This window comes from Paenibacillus sp. sgz302115 (assembly GCF_056120445.1).
In genome coordinates this window covers 132,811-149,831 of record NZ_JBVYOK010000011.1, presented here as the reverse complement: position 1 = coordinate 149,831, position 17,021 = coordinate 132,811, and the positions used below count along the sequence as shown (strand labels likewise).

Annotated in this window: 17 protein-coding genes; 16 read left to right on the top strand and 1 reads right to left on the bottom strand. The window is 54.4% G+C overall.

All coding sequences use genetic code 11. The annotated features are described in order from the left end of the window. Window positions 1-50: 50 nt before the first annotated feature. The 9 genes from spoIIM to AC0LWN_RS20265 all read left to right on the top strand — a co-directional run bounded on the left by spoIIM (window position 51) and on the right by AC0LWN_RS20265 (window position 7,439). Window positions 51-683, top strand: a complete 633-nt coding sequence (gene spoIIM, locus AC0LWN_RS20305; RefSeq protein ID WP_474668479.1) for a stage II sporulation protein M — start codon at window positions 51-53, stop codon at window positions 681-683. A gap of 61 nt (window positions 684-744) precedes the next feature. Then, the gene (locus tag AC0LWN_RS20300; protein ID WP_474668477.1) at window positions 745-960 is read left to right on the top strand and encodes a hypothetical protein; all 216 of its coding nucleotides are present in this window, start codon (window positions 745-747) and stop codon (window positions 958-960) included. Window positions 961-1,090: 130 nt separating this feature from the next. Then, a complete protein-coding gene (fur, locus tag AC0LWN_RS20295; RefSeq protein WP_458964128.1) occupies window positions 1,091-1,558 on the top strand; it encodes a ferric iron uptake transcriptional regulator in 468 nt (155 codons plus the stop codon). Between the two features lie 176 nt (window positions 1,559-1,734). Continuing rightward, window positions 1,735-1,968 (top strand): DUF4227 family protein, encoded by a 234-nt coding sequence (locus tag AC0LWN_RS20290; protein WP_474668474.1) that lies wholly within the window; start codon window positions 1,735-1,737, stop codon window positions 1,966-1,968. Window positions 1,969-2,124: 156 nt separating this feature from the next. Continuing rightward, window positions 2,125-3,015 (top strand): site-specific tyrosine recombinase XerD, encoded by an 891-nt coding sequence (gene xerD, locus AC0LWN_RS20285; RefSeq protein WP_474668472.1) that lies wholly within the window; start codon window positions 2,125-2,127, stop codon window positions 3,013-3,015. A gap of 138 nt (window positions 3,016-3,153) precedes the next feature. Continuing rightward, window positions 3,154-4,332 carry a phosphopentomutase gene (gene deoB / locus AC0LWN_RS20280; protein WP_474668470.1) on the top strand — a complete coding sequence of 393 codons (1,179 nt, stop codon included), beginning with the start codon at window positions 3,154-3,156 and terminating at the stop codon, window positions 4,330-4,332. Between the two features lie 26 nt (window positions 4,333-4,358). After that, window positions 4,359-5,183, top strand: a complete 825-nt coding sequence (locus AC0LWN_RS20275; RefSeq protein ID WP_474668468.1) for a purine-nucleoside phosphorylase — start codon at window positions 4,359-4,361, stop codon at window positions 5,181-5,183. Window positions 5,184-5,244: 61 nt separating this feature from the next. Then, window positions 5,245-6,108 (top strand): purine-nucleoside phosphorylase, encoded by an 864-nt coding sequence (locus tag AC0LWN_RS20270; RefSeq protein ID WP_458964133.1) that lies wholly within the window; start codon window positions 5,245-5,247, stop codon window positions 6,106-6,108. Continuing rightward, window positions 6,108-7,439, top strand: coding sequence for a pyrimidine-nucleoside phosphorylase (locus tag AC0LWN_RS20265; RefSeq protein WP_474668465.1), 1,332 nt, complete (start codon window positions 6,108-6,110; stop codon window positions 7,437-7,439). Before AC0LWN_RS20270 ends, AC0LWN_RS20265 begins: the two co-directional genes overlap by 1 nt. 612 nt (window positions 7,440-8,051) lie before the next feature. Here AC0LWN_RS20265 and AC0LWN_RS20260 read toward each other — a convergent pair. Further along, on the bottom strand, window positions 8,052-9,080 hold the full coding sequence (locus AC0LWN_RS20260) for a serine hydrolase domain-containing protein (RefSeq protein ID WP_474668463.1): 1,029 nt from the start codon (window positions 9,078-9,080) through the stop codon (window positions 8,052-8,054). 518 nt (window positions 9,081-9,598) lie between these two features. On the opposite strand from AC0LWN_RS20260, the gene AC0LWN_RS20255 reads away from it, so the two are divergent. The 7 genes from AC0LWN_RS20255 to AC0LWN_RS20225 all read left to right on the top strand — a co-directional run bounded on the left by AC0LWN_RS20255 (window position 9,599) and on the right by AC0LWN_RS20225 (window position 16,959). Further along, window positions 9,599-10,549: a DUF1177 domain-containing protein gene (locus AC0LWN_RS20255; protein WP_474668461.1), complete on the top strand. Its 951-nt coding sequence runs from the start codon at window positions 9,599-9,601 to the stop codon at window positions 10,547-10,549. A gap of 57 nt (window positions 10,550-10,606) precedes the next feature. Next, complete coding sequence (locus tag AC0LWN_RS20250) at window positions 10,607-11,305, top strand: AroM family protein (RefSeq protein WP_474668459.1); 699 nt, start codon at window positions 10,607-10,609, stop codon at window positions 11,303-11,305. 16 nt (window positions 11,306-11,321) lie between these two features. Further along, a complete protein-coding gene (locus AC0LWN_RS20245; protein ID WP_474668457.1) occupies window positions 11,322-12,266 on the top strand; it encodes an aminopeptidase in 945 nt (314 codons plus the stop codon). 45 nt (window positions 12,267-12,311) lie between these two features. Further along, window positions 12,312-12,971 carry an aspartate/glutamate racemase family protein gene (locus AC0LWN_RS20240; protein WP_474668455.1) on the top strand — a complete coding sequence of 220 codons (660 nt, stop codon included), beginning with the start codon at window positions 12,312-12,314 and terminating at the stop codon, window positions 12,969-12,971. Between the two features lie 272 nt (window positions 12,972-13,243). After that, window positions 13,244-14,767 carry a PucR family transcriptional regulator gene (locus AC0LWN_RS20235; RefSeq protein WP_474668453.1) on the top strand — a complete coding sequence of 508 codons (1,524 nt, stop codon included), beginning with the start codon at window positions 13,244-13,246 and terminating at the stop codon, window positions 14,765-14,767. 244 nt (window positions 14,768-15,011) lie between these two features. Next, the gene (locus tag AC0LWN_RS20230; protein WP_474668604.1) at window positions 15,012-16,022 is read left to right on the top strand and encodes an ABC transporter permease; all 1,011 of its coding nucleotides are present in this window, start codon (window positions 15,012-15,014) and stop codon (window positions 16,020-16,022) included. Beyond that, window positions 16,015-16,959: an ABC transporter permease gene (locus AC0LWN_RS20225; RefSeq protein ID WP_474668451.1), complete on the top strand. Its 945-nt coding sequence runs from the start codon at window positions 16,015-16,017 to the stop codon at window positions 16,957-16,959. The genes AC0LWN_RS20230 and AC0LWN_RS20225 overlap by 8 nt, the downstream gene beginning before the upstream one ends. Window positions 16,960-17,021 lie beyond the last annotated feature (62 nt).

Genomic DNA, 17,021 nt, shown 5'->3' with positions numbered 1-17,021 from the left:
GGAGGTTTCTTCATATGGTGTAACATATGACCGGAAAGGAGAACGTCCCGATGCGCAGCTTGCGGCTGATGATGAAGGAGCAGACGCCTCTTTATATTTTTGTTGCGGTATTGTTTTTGGTTGGGGTTGTTTTCGGGGCGCTGATTGTCAGTGCGTTGACTCTGGATCAGCAGCAGGAGCTTGGAGATTACTTAGGCAATTTCTTCGTTACTGTCGATCAGCAGGGACTGCCGGCTGCACCGGATTCCTACTGGGAGATTGCCGTTCTAAATTTGAAGTGGATCGGGCTGATCTGGATTCTCGGATTGTCTGTGATCGGGCTGCCGGGAATACTGATCCTTGATTTTCTTAAAGGAGTGCTGATCGGCTTTACAGTCGGTACTCTCGTCAGCGAGTATTCGTGGCACGGCATGCTGTTCGCGCTGGTCTCAGTTGCGCCGCATAATCTCGTGCTGATTCCGGTGCTGCTCGTATGCAGTGCGGCGGCGATTGGCTTTTCTCTGCAGATGATCCGCAGCCGGGTGCTGGGCCAGCGGCGTTCTCTAGTCACCCGTCCATTTGCGATGTATACGATGTTATCTCTCGGGATGGTGGTGCTTGTGCTGGGGGTCTCCAGTTTTGAGGCCTGGGTTACGCCGTCGATGATGCGCTGGGTTACGCCAATGCTTGTTAATAATGCCTGAAAACGGAATTAGACAAACATAATGAAGCATATTGGTTACATAAACACTATAGAGGTGGATAATGAGACCAAATCTTCATAATCAAGAATTCCAAGTCTACGTTGTAACCAAGGGGGATGTCCTGAGGTTTTTTGTGATTGAGATCATCATTAGTTCAATGGCTTATTCTATAGCTATGAAGCTTTTCCATAACATTATTTTGGCAAGTGCAGGCGGATGGGCAGGTACTGAAGGGGTAAAGCGACTATATGCTGTGAGTAAAATTATCGGAAAATAGCCCGAGTGCAACTTTTTTTACAACAGAAATGTAAGGTTCTAAAAGCGTTTGACTTCTCAAAGCGACTCCCTCTATAATGGAAGAAGTGATTTCATGCCGGTGCGGTAATTTTCCAAGGGGGAGGCAGACAATGGAAGCACGGATAGATAAGATTAAACAACAGCTACAATCCCAAGGATACAAGCTTACGCCCCAACGGGAAGCGACGGTAAGAGTTCTGCTCGAGAATGAAGAAGATCATCTGAGTGCAGAAGACGTATTCATGCTGGTGAAGGAAAAAGCTCCGGAGATCGGTCTTGCCACCGTCTACCGTACCCTGGAACTGCTGAGCGAGCTTCATGTCGTAGAGAAGATTAATTTCGGAGACGGCGTTGCCCGTTATGATCTGCGGACAGATACGGCGAAGCATCATCACCATCATCTCATCTGTGTGCAATGCGGCTCAATGGATGAGATTCGTGAGGATTGGCTGGGCCCGCTGGAAGAGCGGCTGGAGCAGGAATTTAATTTTACGGTTCTTGATCATAGACTTGATTTCCACGGAATTTGCCACCGCTGCAAGGATAAGAATAATACGGACGGCAATACTTCCGAATAAGCTTATAGATGATGATCTACCACATAAGCTCTCACCGGTGCAACGTACCGGAGGGGGCTTTTTAAGTGATGTACAAAGGCTTCATACATAACTTCAGTCCCCGGCGCATACATTGAAGGACGAGTCTTGCGAACGCTATTTCAGGCAGGCCTACTGCCGAAAAAGGAGGCATTCATATGATCGTCTCTGTGCCAAAAACGGTGCGCCGGCTGTATTTTATGACACTGCTGGTTGCGCTCAGTTGTTCTGCCTATTATGCCATGAACTGGATCAGCGGCTGGATTAGCCCGATTGAGAATTACGAAATACCGGAAGGATCTGCCGTCAAGGCCTTTCAGGAGGCTCCGCGCAGCGGTGAGGGACTGAACACAGGCGAGAGACTGCGGTTCTATTACTGGTATGGGGAGTGAATACTCCTCCACAAGCAGGAAAAAGCTAAAAGTCTGTCGAATGAAGCTAAGGCGGGGCCAGGCCTGGCTTAATCATACGGAGCCTGCCGCCGGACCCCATGCCTAAATGTTGCAGACCCGTGAAGTGCAGCCTGAGTAAGACAGGAGCGTGGATTGATGAAGTCACATTTGCAGCCGTTTATGCAGTATCTGTCCGAAGATAAGGGCTTGTCGCCAAGCACCTTGGAATCCTACGGGCGGGATATTTCGCAGTTTCTGGATTTTGCCGAGGAGCGGGGGCTGGCGTCGCCGGAAGAGATCAGAAGGTCGCATATCATGCTGTATCTTGCGGCACAACGAGGGGCAGGGCGGGCAGCCGCAACGGTGAACCGGAATACGGTGTCACTCCGTGCCTTTTTTCATTATTTGCTGAAGGAACGTCTGACCATGCAAGACCCGACGATGGATATGGACAAAATAAAACCAAGCAACAAGCCGCCAATGGTGCTGAGTGTCGGGGAGATCGAGCGGCTGCTGGGTGCTCCGGGCGGGGACACTCCCCAGGGTATGCGCGATAAAGCGATGCTGGAGCTGCTCTATGCAACCGGCATCCGTGTGTCGGAGCTGATCTCGCTGAACGTGGACGATGTGCACACCGAAATGAAGTATGTCCGCTGCACCGGAGCTTCCGGCAAGGAGCGGATTGTTCCGATTGGCACTATCGCTGCGGAGTGCGTTGCGGCGTACGCCGCCGGGCTGCGGGACAAGCTGCTGCGGGGCAATGCGGAGGAGCCGGCCCTGTTCCTGAACAGTCTGGGCGGACGGCTGACCCGGCAGGGCTTCTGGAAAATCATAAAGAAATACGCCCGGGAAGCGGGCATAGAGCAGGATATTACACCGCATACGTTAAGGCATTCCTTTGCCGCGCATCTGCTGGAGGGTGGAGCCGACCTGCGTTCAGTGCAGCAGATGCTTGGCCATGCCGACATCTCGACCACCCAGATTTACAGCGGCATTGCCCGCAAGAATATGAAGGAAGTCTATGAGAGCCATCATCCACGGGCGTGATGACCCAAAGTATTCTGGATGCGCACCATAGCGTAGTGAAAGATGCCCGGCACCGGGCTCTAAAAGATGCTTTTTGTGAGTAAGACCGTTATGATGGAAATATATTGAGTGATGCATACAACGAAGGAGTGAGACAGCATGTCCTCATTTAAAAGAGTCGGATTTATTGTGCTGGATAGCGTAGGTATCGGTGAAGCGCCGGATGCCGAAGGTTTTGGAGATAAAGGGTCCCACACGCTGGGACATATTCTGGAGCGGGTTCCGGGGCTGAAGCTTCCTAATCTGCAGCAGCTTGGACTTGCGAATATTGCGCCATTGCCGCCACTTGAGCCCGTAGCTGCCCCAACCGGATACTACGGTAAAATGCAGGAGGTTTCGGTAGGCAAGGATACGATGACCGGCCACTGGGAGCTGATGGGACTGAAGATTGAGATCCCGTTCAACACCTACCCGGACGGCTTCCCGGCCGAGCTGATCGAGAAATTCGAAGCTGCGACCGGCCGCAAGGTGATCGGCAACAAACCAGCCTCCGGTACGGAGATTCTGGTGGAGTACGGCGAAGAGCAAATGAAGACCGGCGCATGGATCGTGTATACGTCCGCAGACAGCGTGTTCCAGCTTGCCGCACATGAAGATATTATTCCGCTGGACGAGCTGTATAACGCCTGCAAAATCGCCCGCGAGCTGACAATGGCTCCTGAATTCTCTGTAGGCCGCGTTATCGCCCGCCCATATGTTGGCGAGCCGGGGCATTTCGTGCGCACACCTAACCGTCATGACTATGCGGTGAAGCCGCCGGAGGCAACGGTAATGAACGCGCTGAAGGATATCGGCAAGGACGTGATTGCCGTCGGCAAGATAAATGATATTTTCACCGGTGAAGGGGTTACGGCAGCCTATCCGACAAAAAGCAACGAGCATGGGATTGAGCTTACTATTGCGGAGCTGCGCAAGCCGTTTGACGGCTTCCTGTTCACCAACCTGGTAGACTTCGACTCCCTGTTCGGCCACCGCCGTGATCCTGAAGGATATGGACGTGCGCTGGAGGTATTTGATCGGGCGCTTCCTGAGCTGCTGTCCACTTTAACCGAAGATGATCTGCTGATCATCTCGGCAGACCACGGGAATGACCCGATCCACAGCGGAACGGATCATACGCGTGAGTATGTGCCGCTGCTAATCTACAGCCCAAGATTCACGGCTCCGGCCAGCCTGGGCATCCGCCAGACCTTCTCGGATGTGGCGGCAACGATTGCCGACAACTTCGGGGCGAAGGCGCCGAAGTATGGGACAAGCTTTTTGGCAGAATTGAAGTAAGACAAAACTTTCAGGAGGCAATGACCATGAGCATAGTGACCCAGAGCAACATTCAAGAAGCAGCAGTTTATATTAAGGATAAATGTACGGTTGCCCCGGAAATCGGCCTTATTCTCGGCTCCGGCCTTGGCGTTCTGGCGGATCTGATCACGGATGAGGTAGTGATTCCGTATAACGAAATTCCACATTTCCCGGTGTCCACGGTGGAAGGACATGAGGGTGAGCTGCTGATCGGCATGATCGAAGGCCGCCGTGTGGTCATGATGAAAGGCCGCTTTCACATGTATGAGGGCTATGGCCCGGAGACGACGGCTTTTCCGGTACGCGTAATGAAGGAGCTTGGTGTAACGAGCCTGCTGGTGACCAATGCTGCCGGCGGCGTCAACACGGATTTCACACCCGGCGATCTAATGCTGATTACCGATCATCTGAACCTGACCGGACGCAATCCGCTGATCGGACCCAACGACAATGCGCTGGGCGTGCGTTTCCCGGATATGTCCACCCCTTACAGCCCGCGCCTGATTGCAGCGGCTAAGGAGGCTGCGGCTGCACAGGGCTTTGAATTCAAGGAGGGCGTGTATGCCGGACTTCTCGGACCTTGCTATGAGACACCTGCCGAAATCGTGATGCTGCGCCGCCAGGGTGCAGATGCAGTGGGCATGTCCACGGTTTCGGAGACGATTGTTGCCCGCCATGCCGGTATTGAGGTGCTGGGCATTTCCTGCATCACCAACATGGCAGCCGGTATTCTGGATCAGCCGCTGAACCATGCGGAGGTTATGGAGACGGCAGAACGGGTGCGCGAGCACTTTTTGAAGCTGGTTCTGGCGTTTATTCCGAAGATGTAGGCCTGGACGCGCGCTGGTTATCTTTTAACATTTCACAATTAATATCCGGGAGGATCAACATATGACACAACAAGCTAACGCCCCTTATGGTGTGCAGGTCAAAGAAGCGGCTGAATATATCAAATCCAAATTGGGAGCCTACTCCCCAACCATCGGGCTTATTCTGGGTTCGGGTCTGGGCGATCTGGGCGACCAAATTGAGGATGCAGTGTACTTGCCGTACGAAGAAATTCCTCATTTTCCTCGCTCGACGGTTGAAGGCCATGCCGGACGGTTCGTGATTGGGAAGCTGGAAGGCAAGGACGTTATTATTATGCAGGGCCGTTTCCACTATTATGAGGGCTACGCTATGCGCAAGGTTGTGCTGCCGGTATATGTGCTGGCGAAGCTGGGCGTTGGCACACTGGTGATTACCAATGCTGGCGGCGGCATGAACCGTGCGTTCAAAGCCGGTGATCTCATGCTGATTACGGACCATCTGAACATGACCGGCGACAACCCGCTGATCGGACCGAATGATCCGGAGCTGGGTGTGCGTTTCCCGGATATGTCCCGTGCGTACGATCCTGAATATATTGCTTTGGCTAAAAAGCTCGCAGGTGAGGTGAAAGGTGTGGACGGCGAAACGCTTGTGCTGCAGGAAGGCGTCTATGCCGGAATCAGCGGTCCAACCTACGAAACCCCTGCGGAGTTGAAAATGCTCGCCTACCTCGGCGGAGATGCCGTCGGCATGTCCACTGTGCCTGAAGTGATTGTTGCCAGCCACAGCAGACTACGCGTACTCGGCATTACCTGTATCACCGATATGGCGATTGGCGATGAGCTTGAGCCGCTGACGCATGAGCAGGTGGTGAAGGTGGCGAACCTGACGAAGCCGAAATTTATCGGCCTGGTGCGCGCTTTTGTCCGTGAGGTGCAGGCATAATGCGGGCTGTTGACCTGATTCAGAAGAAGAAAGACGGCGGCGAGCTGAGCCGCGAGGAAATCGCCTACCTGATCCAAGGCTACAGCAAAGGTGAAATTCCCGATTACCAGATTTCGGCCTGGGCGATGGCGGTGTATTTCCAAGGGATGAACGCGCGCGAAACGGGCGATCTGACCCTGGAAATGGCCATGTCCGGCGATCAGGTTGATCTTAGTCCGATTGCTGGCATCAAGGTGGACAAGCATTCCACCGGCGGTGTGGGCGATAAAACAACGGTTGTGCTTGCACCGCTGGTCGCATCCGCCGGAGTGCCGGTCGCCAAAATGTCCGGCCGCGGGCTGGGACATACCGGGGGCACACTCGACAAGCTGGAATCCATCAGCGGGTTCTCTGTGGAGATGGACCGCGAACGCTTCTTCACTCAGGTTGGCGAGATCGGCGCGGCGGTTATTGGACAGTCCGGCAATATCACGCCAGCGGACAAGAAGCTGTATGCGCTGCGTGATGTGACCGCAACCGTGGAATCCATTCCGCTGATCGCCAGCTCCGTCATGAGCAAGAAGATCGCCGCCGGCGCAGATGCCATCGTGCTCGATGTCAAAACCGGCAGCGGTGCGTTCATGAAGACGCTGGACGATTCCATCGCCCTGGCCCAGGCCATGGTCGATATCGGCACGCATCTTGGCCGCAACACGGTTGCGGTCATCAGCGACATGGACCAGCCGCTCGGATACGGCATCGGCAACGCCCTGGAAATCAAGGAAGGCATCGAAACCTTGAAGGGCCACGGGCCGAAGGATCTGGAGGAGGTCTGCCTGATTCTCGGCAGCCAAATGCTGGTGCTCGGCGGCAAAGCCAAGGACGAGACGGAAGCGCGTTCGATTCTGAAGTCGCATATCGAGGACGGCAGCGCGTTCGCCAAGTTCAAGCAAATCGTTGCAGCGCAGGGCGGAGATGTTACACAGGTCGAATCCCCTGAGACACTGCCGTCTGCACGGACCTTCATCGAAGTGAAGGCAGTGACCGCAGGATGTGTGGAGAGCATCCAGGCCGAGGAGATCGGCATCGCTGCCATGCTGCTTGGAGCAGGACGCGAAACGAAGGAATCGGAGATTGATCTGGCAGTCGGCATCCAGCTATCCAAGAAGGTCGGCGATGCGGTAGCCGCAGGCGAAACGCTTGCCGTGCTGCATGTGAACGACGCCGGAGCGAACAAGGTGCAGGAAGCGGAAGCCAAGGTGCTGGAAGCTTACCTGATCTCCTCCGAACCCGTTCCGCCGCAGCCGCTTGTGTTCGCACTGGTTACCAAGGATGGGGTAACGCGGTACTAGAATTGGCGGGGCTGCAAGGCCCAACATATAAAAGCCGTACAGAGCGATTTTTGTTCTGTACGGCTTTTTGTCGTAGCAATCTTTCGCTGGCTATTACTTAAGGACAATCGCTTGCGGATTTTTTTTGGATCAGTGAGTTAGAGATTCATAAATAAATACTCCCGCTTCAACAACGGCAATTCTGCCGTTAATTCAGAGTGAATCCCCCGAGACCGCTTGAACAACGGCAAATCTGCCGTTATTTCAGATCGAATCCTCCGAGACCGCTTGAACAACGGCAATTCTGCCGTTACTTCAGATCGAATCCCTCGAGACCGCTTCAACAACGGCAAATCTGCCGTTATTTCAGGGTGAATCCCTCGAGACCGCTTGAACAACGGCAAATCTGCCGTTACTTCAGATCGAATCCCCCGAGACTGCTTCAACAACGGCAATTTTGCCGTTAATTCAGAGCGAATTCCCCGAGACTGCTTGAACAACGGCAATTCCGTTACTTCAGATCGAATCCTCCGAGACCGCTTGAACAACGGCAATTCTGCCGTTATTTCAGATCGCCCATCCAAACTCACGGTTCTCCTATTTTTATTTTAATTCGTAGGCGATTGCCCTGTGCTAACCCAAACATTCCTCGACAGTCCTGAGCATCTGGTAGGCTCCCCGGCTCTCGTTGCAGAGCACGGCTGCTGTTGCTCCACTGGCGGGATAGTAGGCGGAGTGGAACGATACCCCGGGATCGTAGCCCATTACATGGTATTTGTACACCCCGCCATTCCGCTTGGTGATCCACACCCCGTATCCATAATACTCATCTTTTTCCTCATGAATATGTGCAGTAAGCATCAGGTCCGTCAATTCTGGAGTCAGCAGCTTATGCTGGAGCAGGCCCTCCCACAGCAGCAGCATATCGGGAGCAGTGACGAAGGCGCTGCCGTCCGCGCCCCCTTTTACGGGAATAGAGTAGATATTGGTTGTCCAGGCTCCGTCGTCCTGCACTATGTATCCAAGGGCGGTATTGCCCGGGAGAGTATCCAGCGAGAAATACCCTGAGTTTGCCATCCCGCAAGGCGTAAAAATATGCCGCTCCACATAATTCGTAAATGCTACCCCGCTAAGCTTCTCGACGAGCAGACCGAGCAGGATATAACCGGCATTATTGTAATGGAATCTGGCTCCCGGGGCAAACTTCATTGGCAATTCGCGGAACATCGGCAGGAAATCCTCAAGCTGCCTAAGCAGATACATCGGGCGGGTTGTCCAGAGTCCGGCGAAATCCTCCATCGTCATCGTCTCTTCATCAAAATAATCCGAAATTCCCGAGCTATGGGTCAGCAGATGATGAACGGTGATGTCAGGGCTGTAGTGGGGGAACTCCGCCTGCTCCAGAATATCCATGATTTTGCTGTCCAGCGCAAGCTTGCCCTGCTCCACCAATTGGCAGACGGCTATCGCTGTAAACAGCTTAGAGCCGGAAGCATTGCCAAAACGCGTATCCGGACGATTCGGCCATTGTTCCGCTTTATTGGCGTACCCGTATGCGCCGGAGGCTATAGTATTGGCGTTTTTTTTAACCAGTAGGGCTCCTGAAAAGCCCGCTCTTTCCGCCTCTGCATCAATTCTGCTGCTCAACTGTTCATGCTGCATGATGTGTCCTCCTCGTATAGGTCAATCTATATAAGATGAACTAAAAAATCATAAAAAAGGTAGGAGTGCGGAGGGGAAGTTTGGAACTGGAGGAGCGGTAGCGTCCGCCTTTAGGTTTGGATTTCTACCGCAGACAGCGGAATAAAATCAAGAAATCCAAACCTAACAGCGGCCGGAAGTCCAAACATTCCCCGCAGTTACGACCAGAACCTAATATGAAGATCTAAAGTTCACTTATATATCATCAGGTCATCTGATTTTTCAAACCTACGATATCATGGGCCCACCTGAAAAGGTAGGCAGACTTCATGTATGTACCGTTTATGGAGCAACAGGCTCCACCCGGGAATCGCGAAATGCAGAGTGTACGCTGCACGTAAGGTTTATCTGCTAAGGACAAGAAAAGCAGTTCAGTTTTGGCAGGGCGGTACATTGTGGACCATTTGGAATTTGAGATAGTATAACTCTAACATTAGAAACTCTTAAATTAGAGACAGTACATCCGGGGAGGAATTATAATGGCACTTCATCAGACAATAACGGTTTTGAATACTTTGGACAGTGCTTATGCTAACGGTGAGCAGGTCAGGCAGTTGTTCGCGGCTTATCCGGGGATTAAGGTCGAGGTTGAAAAGGTGCAAGGCGATAAAGGGAGCACTGAATTTGTAAAAATCACCATTCCGGGCAGCAACGGCAAAGCCGGGGGCGGTTCTGCGCCTACGTTCGGCATTGTGGGCAGACTGGGCGGCATCGGCGCCCGTCCCGGGCGGATCGGGATTGTCTCCGATGCCGACGGTGCGGTAGCAGCCGTTGCTTCAGCACTGAAGCTGGCAGACATGCAGTCTAAGGGAGATGTGCTCAAAGGCGACGTGCTGATCACCACGCATATTTGCCCGGATGCGCCGACGCTGCCGCATGAGCCGGTTGATTTCATGGATTCTCCTGTCGATATTCTGCAAATGAATGAGCATGAGGTGCTTCCTGAGATGGAGGCGATTCTATCCATAGATACCACTAAAGGCAACCGGGTAATTAATCACAAAGGCATCGCGATCTCCCCTACCGTCAAGGAGGGCTACATCCTGCGGGTGAGCGAGGATCTTTTGCGGATTCTGGAAATGACGACAGGCCAGCTTCCGGTTACGTTTCCGGTTACGACTCAGGACATCACTCCATACGGCAACGACCTTTACCATATTAATTCGATTCTGCAGCCGGCAGTAGCGACGGATGCTCCGGTTGTCGGTCTGGCGATTACCGCCCAATCCATGGTGCCAGGCTGCGGAACCGGCGCAAGCCACGAGGTCGATATTGCTTCAGCGGTACGGTTTGCTATTGAGGTGGCAAAGGAATTCAGCCAAGGTCAGTGCTCGTTCTACAACCAAGCCGAATTCGCACGCATTACGGAGCTGTATGGCTCCATGAAGGTGCTGCAGACTCCGGGCAAACCGGTGGTCCCTACGGCCTGAGCGGTTGCCAGAGATAACGCGGGTTAGCTGCGGTATAGATGTAGAGGAGGGAACAGGTTGAAGACTATAGGGCTGATCACCATTGGACAAGCCCCAAGGAACGATGTGGCTCCGATTCTTGAGAAGTACCTGAAGGGCCGTGCATCACTGCTGCAGTCCGGGGTGCTGGATGGCTTCACGCAAGCGCAGGTCAGTGCGAACTATGGACCGGAAGAAGGAGAATATGTGCTGACTTCCCGGATGGCGGACGGATCTGCTGCTGTAGTCTCCAGAGAGCGGATAAAGTCGGTGCTGCAGGGGAAAATTGATGCCATGGAAGCCGCTGGAATCACTACGATTCTGCTGCTGTGCACCGGTGAATTTCCCGGCCTGCGCACAGCACGCGCCCACTTGATCGAGCCGGACCGGATTATACCTCCGGTAGTCCTGGCGCTGGCCGGAAAGCGCCGCCTGGGGCTGATTGGCCCTTTGCCTGAGCAGGAGAAGCATGTGAATGAGAAGTTTGCAGGGGCTGCTGACGGTTGTGGTTCAGTTTCTGGTTCCGGTTCCGGGTTGCCCTTTGCCGCCGTCTCGCCTTATACCGGAAGCGAAGCCGAATTCCGGGCTGCTGCGGAGAAGCTGAAAGGCCGCGCCGATCTGATTGTACTTGACTGTATGGGCTATGTGGAGCAGCATAGAGCATGGGCGTCTTCAGTTGGAATCCCCGTCGTGCTGTCGAGTGCGCTGATGGGGAAGCTGATCGCTGAAATGGTGTAATCAGGAGGAAACAAAGATGAGTGAAGAACGGATTAATATCAGTATGAATGTCCTGAAGGACTGCCTGGGACTTGGCAGCCTTGAGCAATTGGCCGTAGTGGCAGACGATGACAAGCGGGAGCTTGCCGAATCGGTCTATGAGGCCGGCAAACGGCTCGGCGCCGAGACTGTGCTGCTGATTATGAGCAACCGGACCCGGTCCGGTGAAGAACCGCCTGCCGCCATTGCCGAGGCGATGGCTAAGTCGGATGTGGCAGTGTGCATTACAACCCATTCCATGACGCATACTGCGGCCCGCAAGCAGGCTGCTGCGGCGGGAACCCGCGTAGCCACCATGCCTGGCATGACAGACGATATGTTCAGCCAAGGGGCTATTACAGCGGATTACGGACAGGTGAAGGCAATGACCGAGCAGGTTGCCTCGCTGCTGTCCGGCAGCAGCAGCGTCCGGATCGAGAAGGAAGGATTAAGCTTGTCCTTTTCGACCCAAGGGCGGGAGGGCATTCTTAGCACGGGGCTGTATCTGAATCCGGGTGAGTCGGGTAATCTGCCTTCAGGCGAAGCCTACATTGCACCGCTGGAGGGTACTGCCACAGGAAAGATTAAAGTGGACGGCTCCGTTGCCGGAATCGGCGCGCTGAGCAGCCCGATGATCCTTACAGTAGAGCAAGGGCGGCTGACCGCTGCCGAAGGTGAAGGCGGCGACAAGCTGCTGGAGATGCTCGGTACAGGTGATGGCCGACTTCTGGGCGAATTCGGCATCGGGACCAATAACAAGGCGAGAATTACCGGTGTGGTGCTGGAGGACGAAAAAGTCTATGGCACAATTCATGTGGCCTTCGGCAGCAACAATACCTTTGGCGGAGTCGTGGCGGCAGGCGTTCACATTGATGCCGTAGTGATGAAGCCGGACGTTTATTTGGATGACAAGCTCATTATGCGCGCAGGAGAGCTGCTATAGATTATATTGAGGTCTTGCGAAGGCTGACCGACAGGAGGGATACAGTTGCTGGGAATCATACGTGTCATCACACTGGAGGAGGAGGCTTCCATTCATCTGCATGGGAAGCTGATTGAACGCCGCTTCGGCCTGCCTGTCATGAGCCGGTGTATTCAGGACCAGCCACAGGGCGTATTCAATGACGCAACGGAAGCGGAATCCGTTCCCAAGATCATTGCGTTGGCCCGCGAGCTGGAGAACAGCGGCTGCACCGCCATCGGAATCAGTTGCGCGGCTGATCCCGCCCTGCTGGAAGCCAGAGCTGCTGTACGGGTGCCTGTTCTTGGTGCAGGCTCCTGTGCTGCGCATTTGGCGATGGCGTATTCCAGCCGGGTGGGCGTCCTGACGATTCTCACGGAGGTCCCGCCGTTTATACGCAGCATTCTTGGAGCGGCGTATGTGGGCATGGACCGTCCGGACGGAGTCACGACGACCCTTGATCTGAACACGCCGGAGGGACGCGCCGGGGCATTGGCCGCAGCGGCCAGGCTGGTGGAGCGCGGAGCGGAAGCCATTGTGCTCGCATGTACGGGCTTTGCGACCATCGGGCTGGCTGCTGAGCTGGAGGAGAAGCTCGGTGTCCGCGCGCTGGACCCGATTTTGTCGCTGGGAGCCGCAGTGGCGGCGGCAGCCTCGTCGCCGGACAGGTCCGGCGTAAATAAATGATTAATTGCTGAAACGGATACCGTCCTTTTTATAGACGGCGTTGCCGTATCTACTTATAGAATCTCCAGAAACGGGTGACGCCTTATCCAAAGGGCGGTGCCCGTTTCTTTTTATGAGGACGTTTTGTATGTCGGAAAGCAGCAGTTACATGAATTTTGTAAACTTTTCCTTTTGGTTATTCGACAAATTCTGATAAACTATCGAGAAATCAAGATTGGCATAGTTCAGGAAAAAACAAGAAATACTGTAGACAGTAGAAGGGGGAAGGATTGTTGAATACTAGGGGCATTACATTAAGAGAGCTGATGCAGCTCAAGGTTCTGTCCAAAGCGACCGTCATCAGCGGCGTTCAGGGGCTGGACCGGGTGGTACGCTTTGTGGATATTATGGAGGTCCCTGATCTGAAGGGCTGGATCAGCGAAGGCGTGATGCTGCTGACCACAGCCTATTCGATCCGCCACGATCCTTCGCTGCTGACCGAGCTGGTCTACACCCTGGATCAACTGGGTGCAGCCGCGCTGGCAATCAAGCCGGCCCGCTTCCTCAAAGAGATTCCCCAGGGGGCCATCGAGGCCAGCAATATCTGCGGTCTGCCGATTGTGGAGATTCCGCCGGAAATTCCCTATACGGATATTACGCAGCCGGTGATGGAGCTGCTGCTCGGCCGTCAGGCGATGCTGCTGCGCCGTGCGGAGGAGGTATACCGGACCTTGACGATGATGGTGCTGGAGAACAGCGGGATTCAGGCCGTGAGCGACAACGTGGCTGAATTCTTAAAAGCGCCTGTCGCCCTGGTCGATACGGAGCGGAATATTATTGTCTCTTCACCGTCCCAGTTTGACTGGTCGATTCCTGAGGAGCCGCTAAGCTGGAATATCCATGTGGACCGGCGGACGGTTGCCAGGCTGCTGGTGGACAAGAAGAAGCTGGATGATATGGAGGAGGTCGGGATTGAGCAGGCGCGTCTGGTGTTTGCCCTGGAGCTGATGCGGGAAAAGGTGGCCGAGGATACAGAGTTCCGGCTGCGGGGCAATTTTATTGATGAGCTGCTGACGCCTCCCTTGCCATCCAGGCATGAGGTGGAGCGGCGGGCCCGCCAGCTTGGGATGAACCCTGAACACAAGTGGGAGGTTGCCGTAATTGAAGGGGAGACTGCGCCGAATGAAGAGACGGTGAATCGGCTGCTGGACCGGGAAGCCCGGAAACGCGGGGTAACCCCCCATGCGGAATTCCGCTCGAACCGCGCAGTACTGTTCCTGCCGACCCCCGAAGGCCGCAAGTTCACTGCCGGTGATGGAGAGGAGACATGGGCTGTGACGCTTGAAGGCTGGCTTCAGGACAAGACCGAAGGGCTGGGAGGCTACCGCACGGGGGTAGGGACTCAGGAGTACCTCTGGGATATTCAGACCAGCTACAATGAAGCTCGCAAGGCGCTCTCTGTGGCAAGGCGTCTAGGTCAAGGGGCGGGCGGAGTGACCCGCTACGAAGAGATAGAGGTATACCATCTGCTGGAGGGACTTAGCGGAGAAGGCTTCGCCGCCCTGTTCGAGCGCAAGCTGGGCAAGCTGCGGCAATATGACCAGGAGCATGACAGCAACATGCTGCTGACGTTCTATCATTATCTGGAGTGCCGGGGGAGCCTGATCGAGACGGCGAACAGCCTGTACATCCACCGCAATTCCGTCAAATACCGGCTGGAGCGCATTCGTGACATCACAGGCTTTGATCTGAATGATCCGCGCGAGCAGTTCGTGTGCCATTTGTGCCTGATCTACTACTATTTGCAGGGAAAATAAGCGAAATGGAAATTTTACGGAGTTGTGTGTTAGAAAAAGTAACATTAATACGCGGTAATAGTGCACAATCGACAAACGGTTGTGCTTTTTTTTAGCTGAACGGGACGTAGAGTGGAGCTTGAAATCTATGTAGAATTAGCACAACTACTAAAGAGGACCAAGAAACCGCAGGGTACCTGACATGGAACCTTCGGTTGCAGGCTGGGTGTACCGCTGGCATCAGAAGCGTAAGGGGGTTGATTCATTGTTTGCTTACACATTAAAAAGACTGGCGCAGATGATTCCGGCCTTGCTCGGCATTATCGTGATCACGTTCATTCTCTCCAGAGTACTGCCGGGTGACCCCGCGATCATGCTGGCCGGGGAACAGGCCCCGGAGGAGACGGTTAACAAAATCCGTCAGGACATGGGGCTGGACAAGCCGCTGTACATTCAATTCTTCAGTTATTTCGGGCAGTTGTTCCGGGGGAATATCGGCTATGCCTATCATACGGGACATTCGGTAGCGAGCGATCTGGCGACGCGTTTTCCGGCCACTCTGGAGCTGACGATTGCCAGCATCCTGATTGCGATTCTGGTGGCGATTCCCGTAGGGATTATTGCCGCAACCCGCAAGGAGTCGATCCTCGACCACATCTCGCGTGTCTTCTCGCTGATTGGCGCATGTGTACCGATCTTCTGGCTGGGTCTGATTTTCATTTATGTCTTTTATTCAATTCTTGGCTGGGCGCCCGCTCCGATGGGACGGATCAGCGGCGACCTGAATCCTCCGGTTCACATCACCGGGATGTATGTGCTGGACAGCATTTTATCCGGAGATATCCTTGCTTTGAAAAGCAGTATCGCCCACCTGGTGCTCCCGGCGATTTGCCTCAGCACAGGGACGATGGCCATCGTGGCCCGCATGACCCGCTCCAGCATGCTGGAGGTGGTTGATCAGGATTTCGTCAGAACGGCCCGGGCCAAGGGGCTGCGTGAATCGGCCGTGGTCTACAAGCATGCGCTTGTGAACGCACTGATTCCTACGCTTACTGTACTCGGATTGCAGTTCGGCTATCTGATGGGCGGCGCGGTCATTACGGAGACGATCTTCACCTGGCCGGGAATCGGCGGTTATGTTACGGATTCGATTCTGGCTGCGGATTACGCGCCGATTCAAGCTTTTACACTGGTCAGCGCCATCCTCTACTGCGGGATCAACCTGGCAGTCGATCTGATCTACGGTCTGATTGATCCGCGTATCCGTTATGAATAAGAATTTACGTATATTTCGGAAAAGGAGGAGATTACCATTGAGCACGGCAGCACAGTCAGCGCAGGGCAACCCTTCGAAACCCGCTGCTGCACATAAACCCAAAACCTTACTCACCCTGCTCCTGCATAACCGGCTTGCCGCAATCGGTCTTGTCTGTATTCTGATCTGGACCGTGACCGCCCTGATTGCACCGTGGATTGCACCGCATGATCCGTACCTTACGGATATGGCGAATAAGCTCCAGGCGCCGTCGGGTAGCCACTGGTTCGGCACGGACAACTTTGGCCGGGATATCTTCAGCCGTGTGCTGTACGGGGCGAGAATCAGTATTTGGACCGGCCTAATCGCCGTCGCCATTTCATTCCTGATCGGTGTGCCGCTTGGCGGCATTGCCGCCTACTACGGCGGACGGACAGGGAGCATAATTATGCGGCTGATGGACGTTCTGCTGTCCTTCCCGTCGCTGGTGCTGTCAATGGCGATCGCCGCTTCCATCGGAGCGGGCCTGACCACAGCAATGATCGCTGTCGGCATCGTCGGTATTCCGGAATTTGCGCGGCTGATGTTTGGTCAGACGGTCTCGCTCCGTGAAAAAGAGTACGTGGAAGCCAGCCGGGCCATCGGCGTAAAAGATTCGGTTATTCTCTACCGGCATATTCTTCCGAACGCGCTTGCTCCACTGATGGTTCAGGCCACGCTGGGCATGGGCTTCGCCATTCTGACGGCTTCCAGCCTCAGCTTCCTCGGTCTTGGAGTTAAACCTCCGATTGCCGAGTGGGGGGCGATGATCTCCGAAGGCAGAGAGTATATCATCTCCGGGCAGTGGTGGCTGGTAACCTTCCCGGGCCTTGGGATAGCCACAGCCATTCTCGGATTTAACCTGCTCGGGGACGGTTTCCGGGATGTACTTGATCCACGGTTGCGGTCGGGCAAATAGATAAGAGCAGAGACGGACTAATCCCCTCGGCTCTAAAATATTTCCCGGTAAATATAAATCAG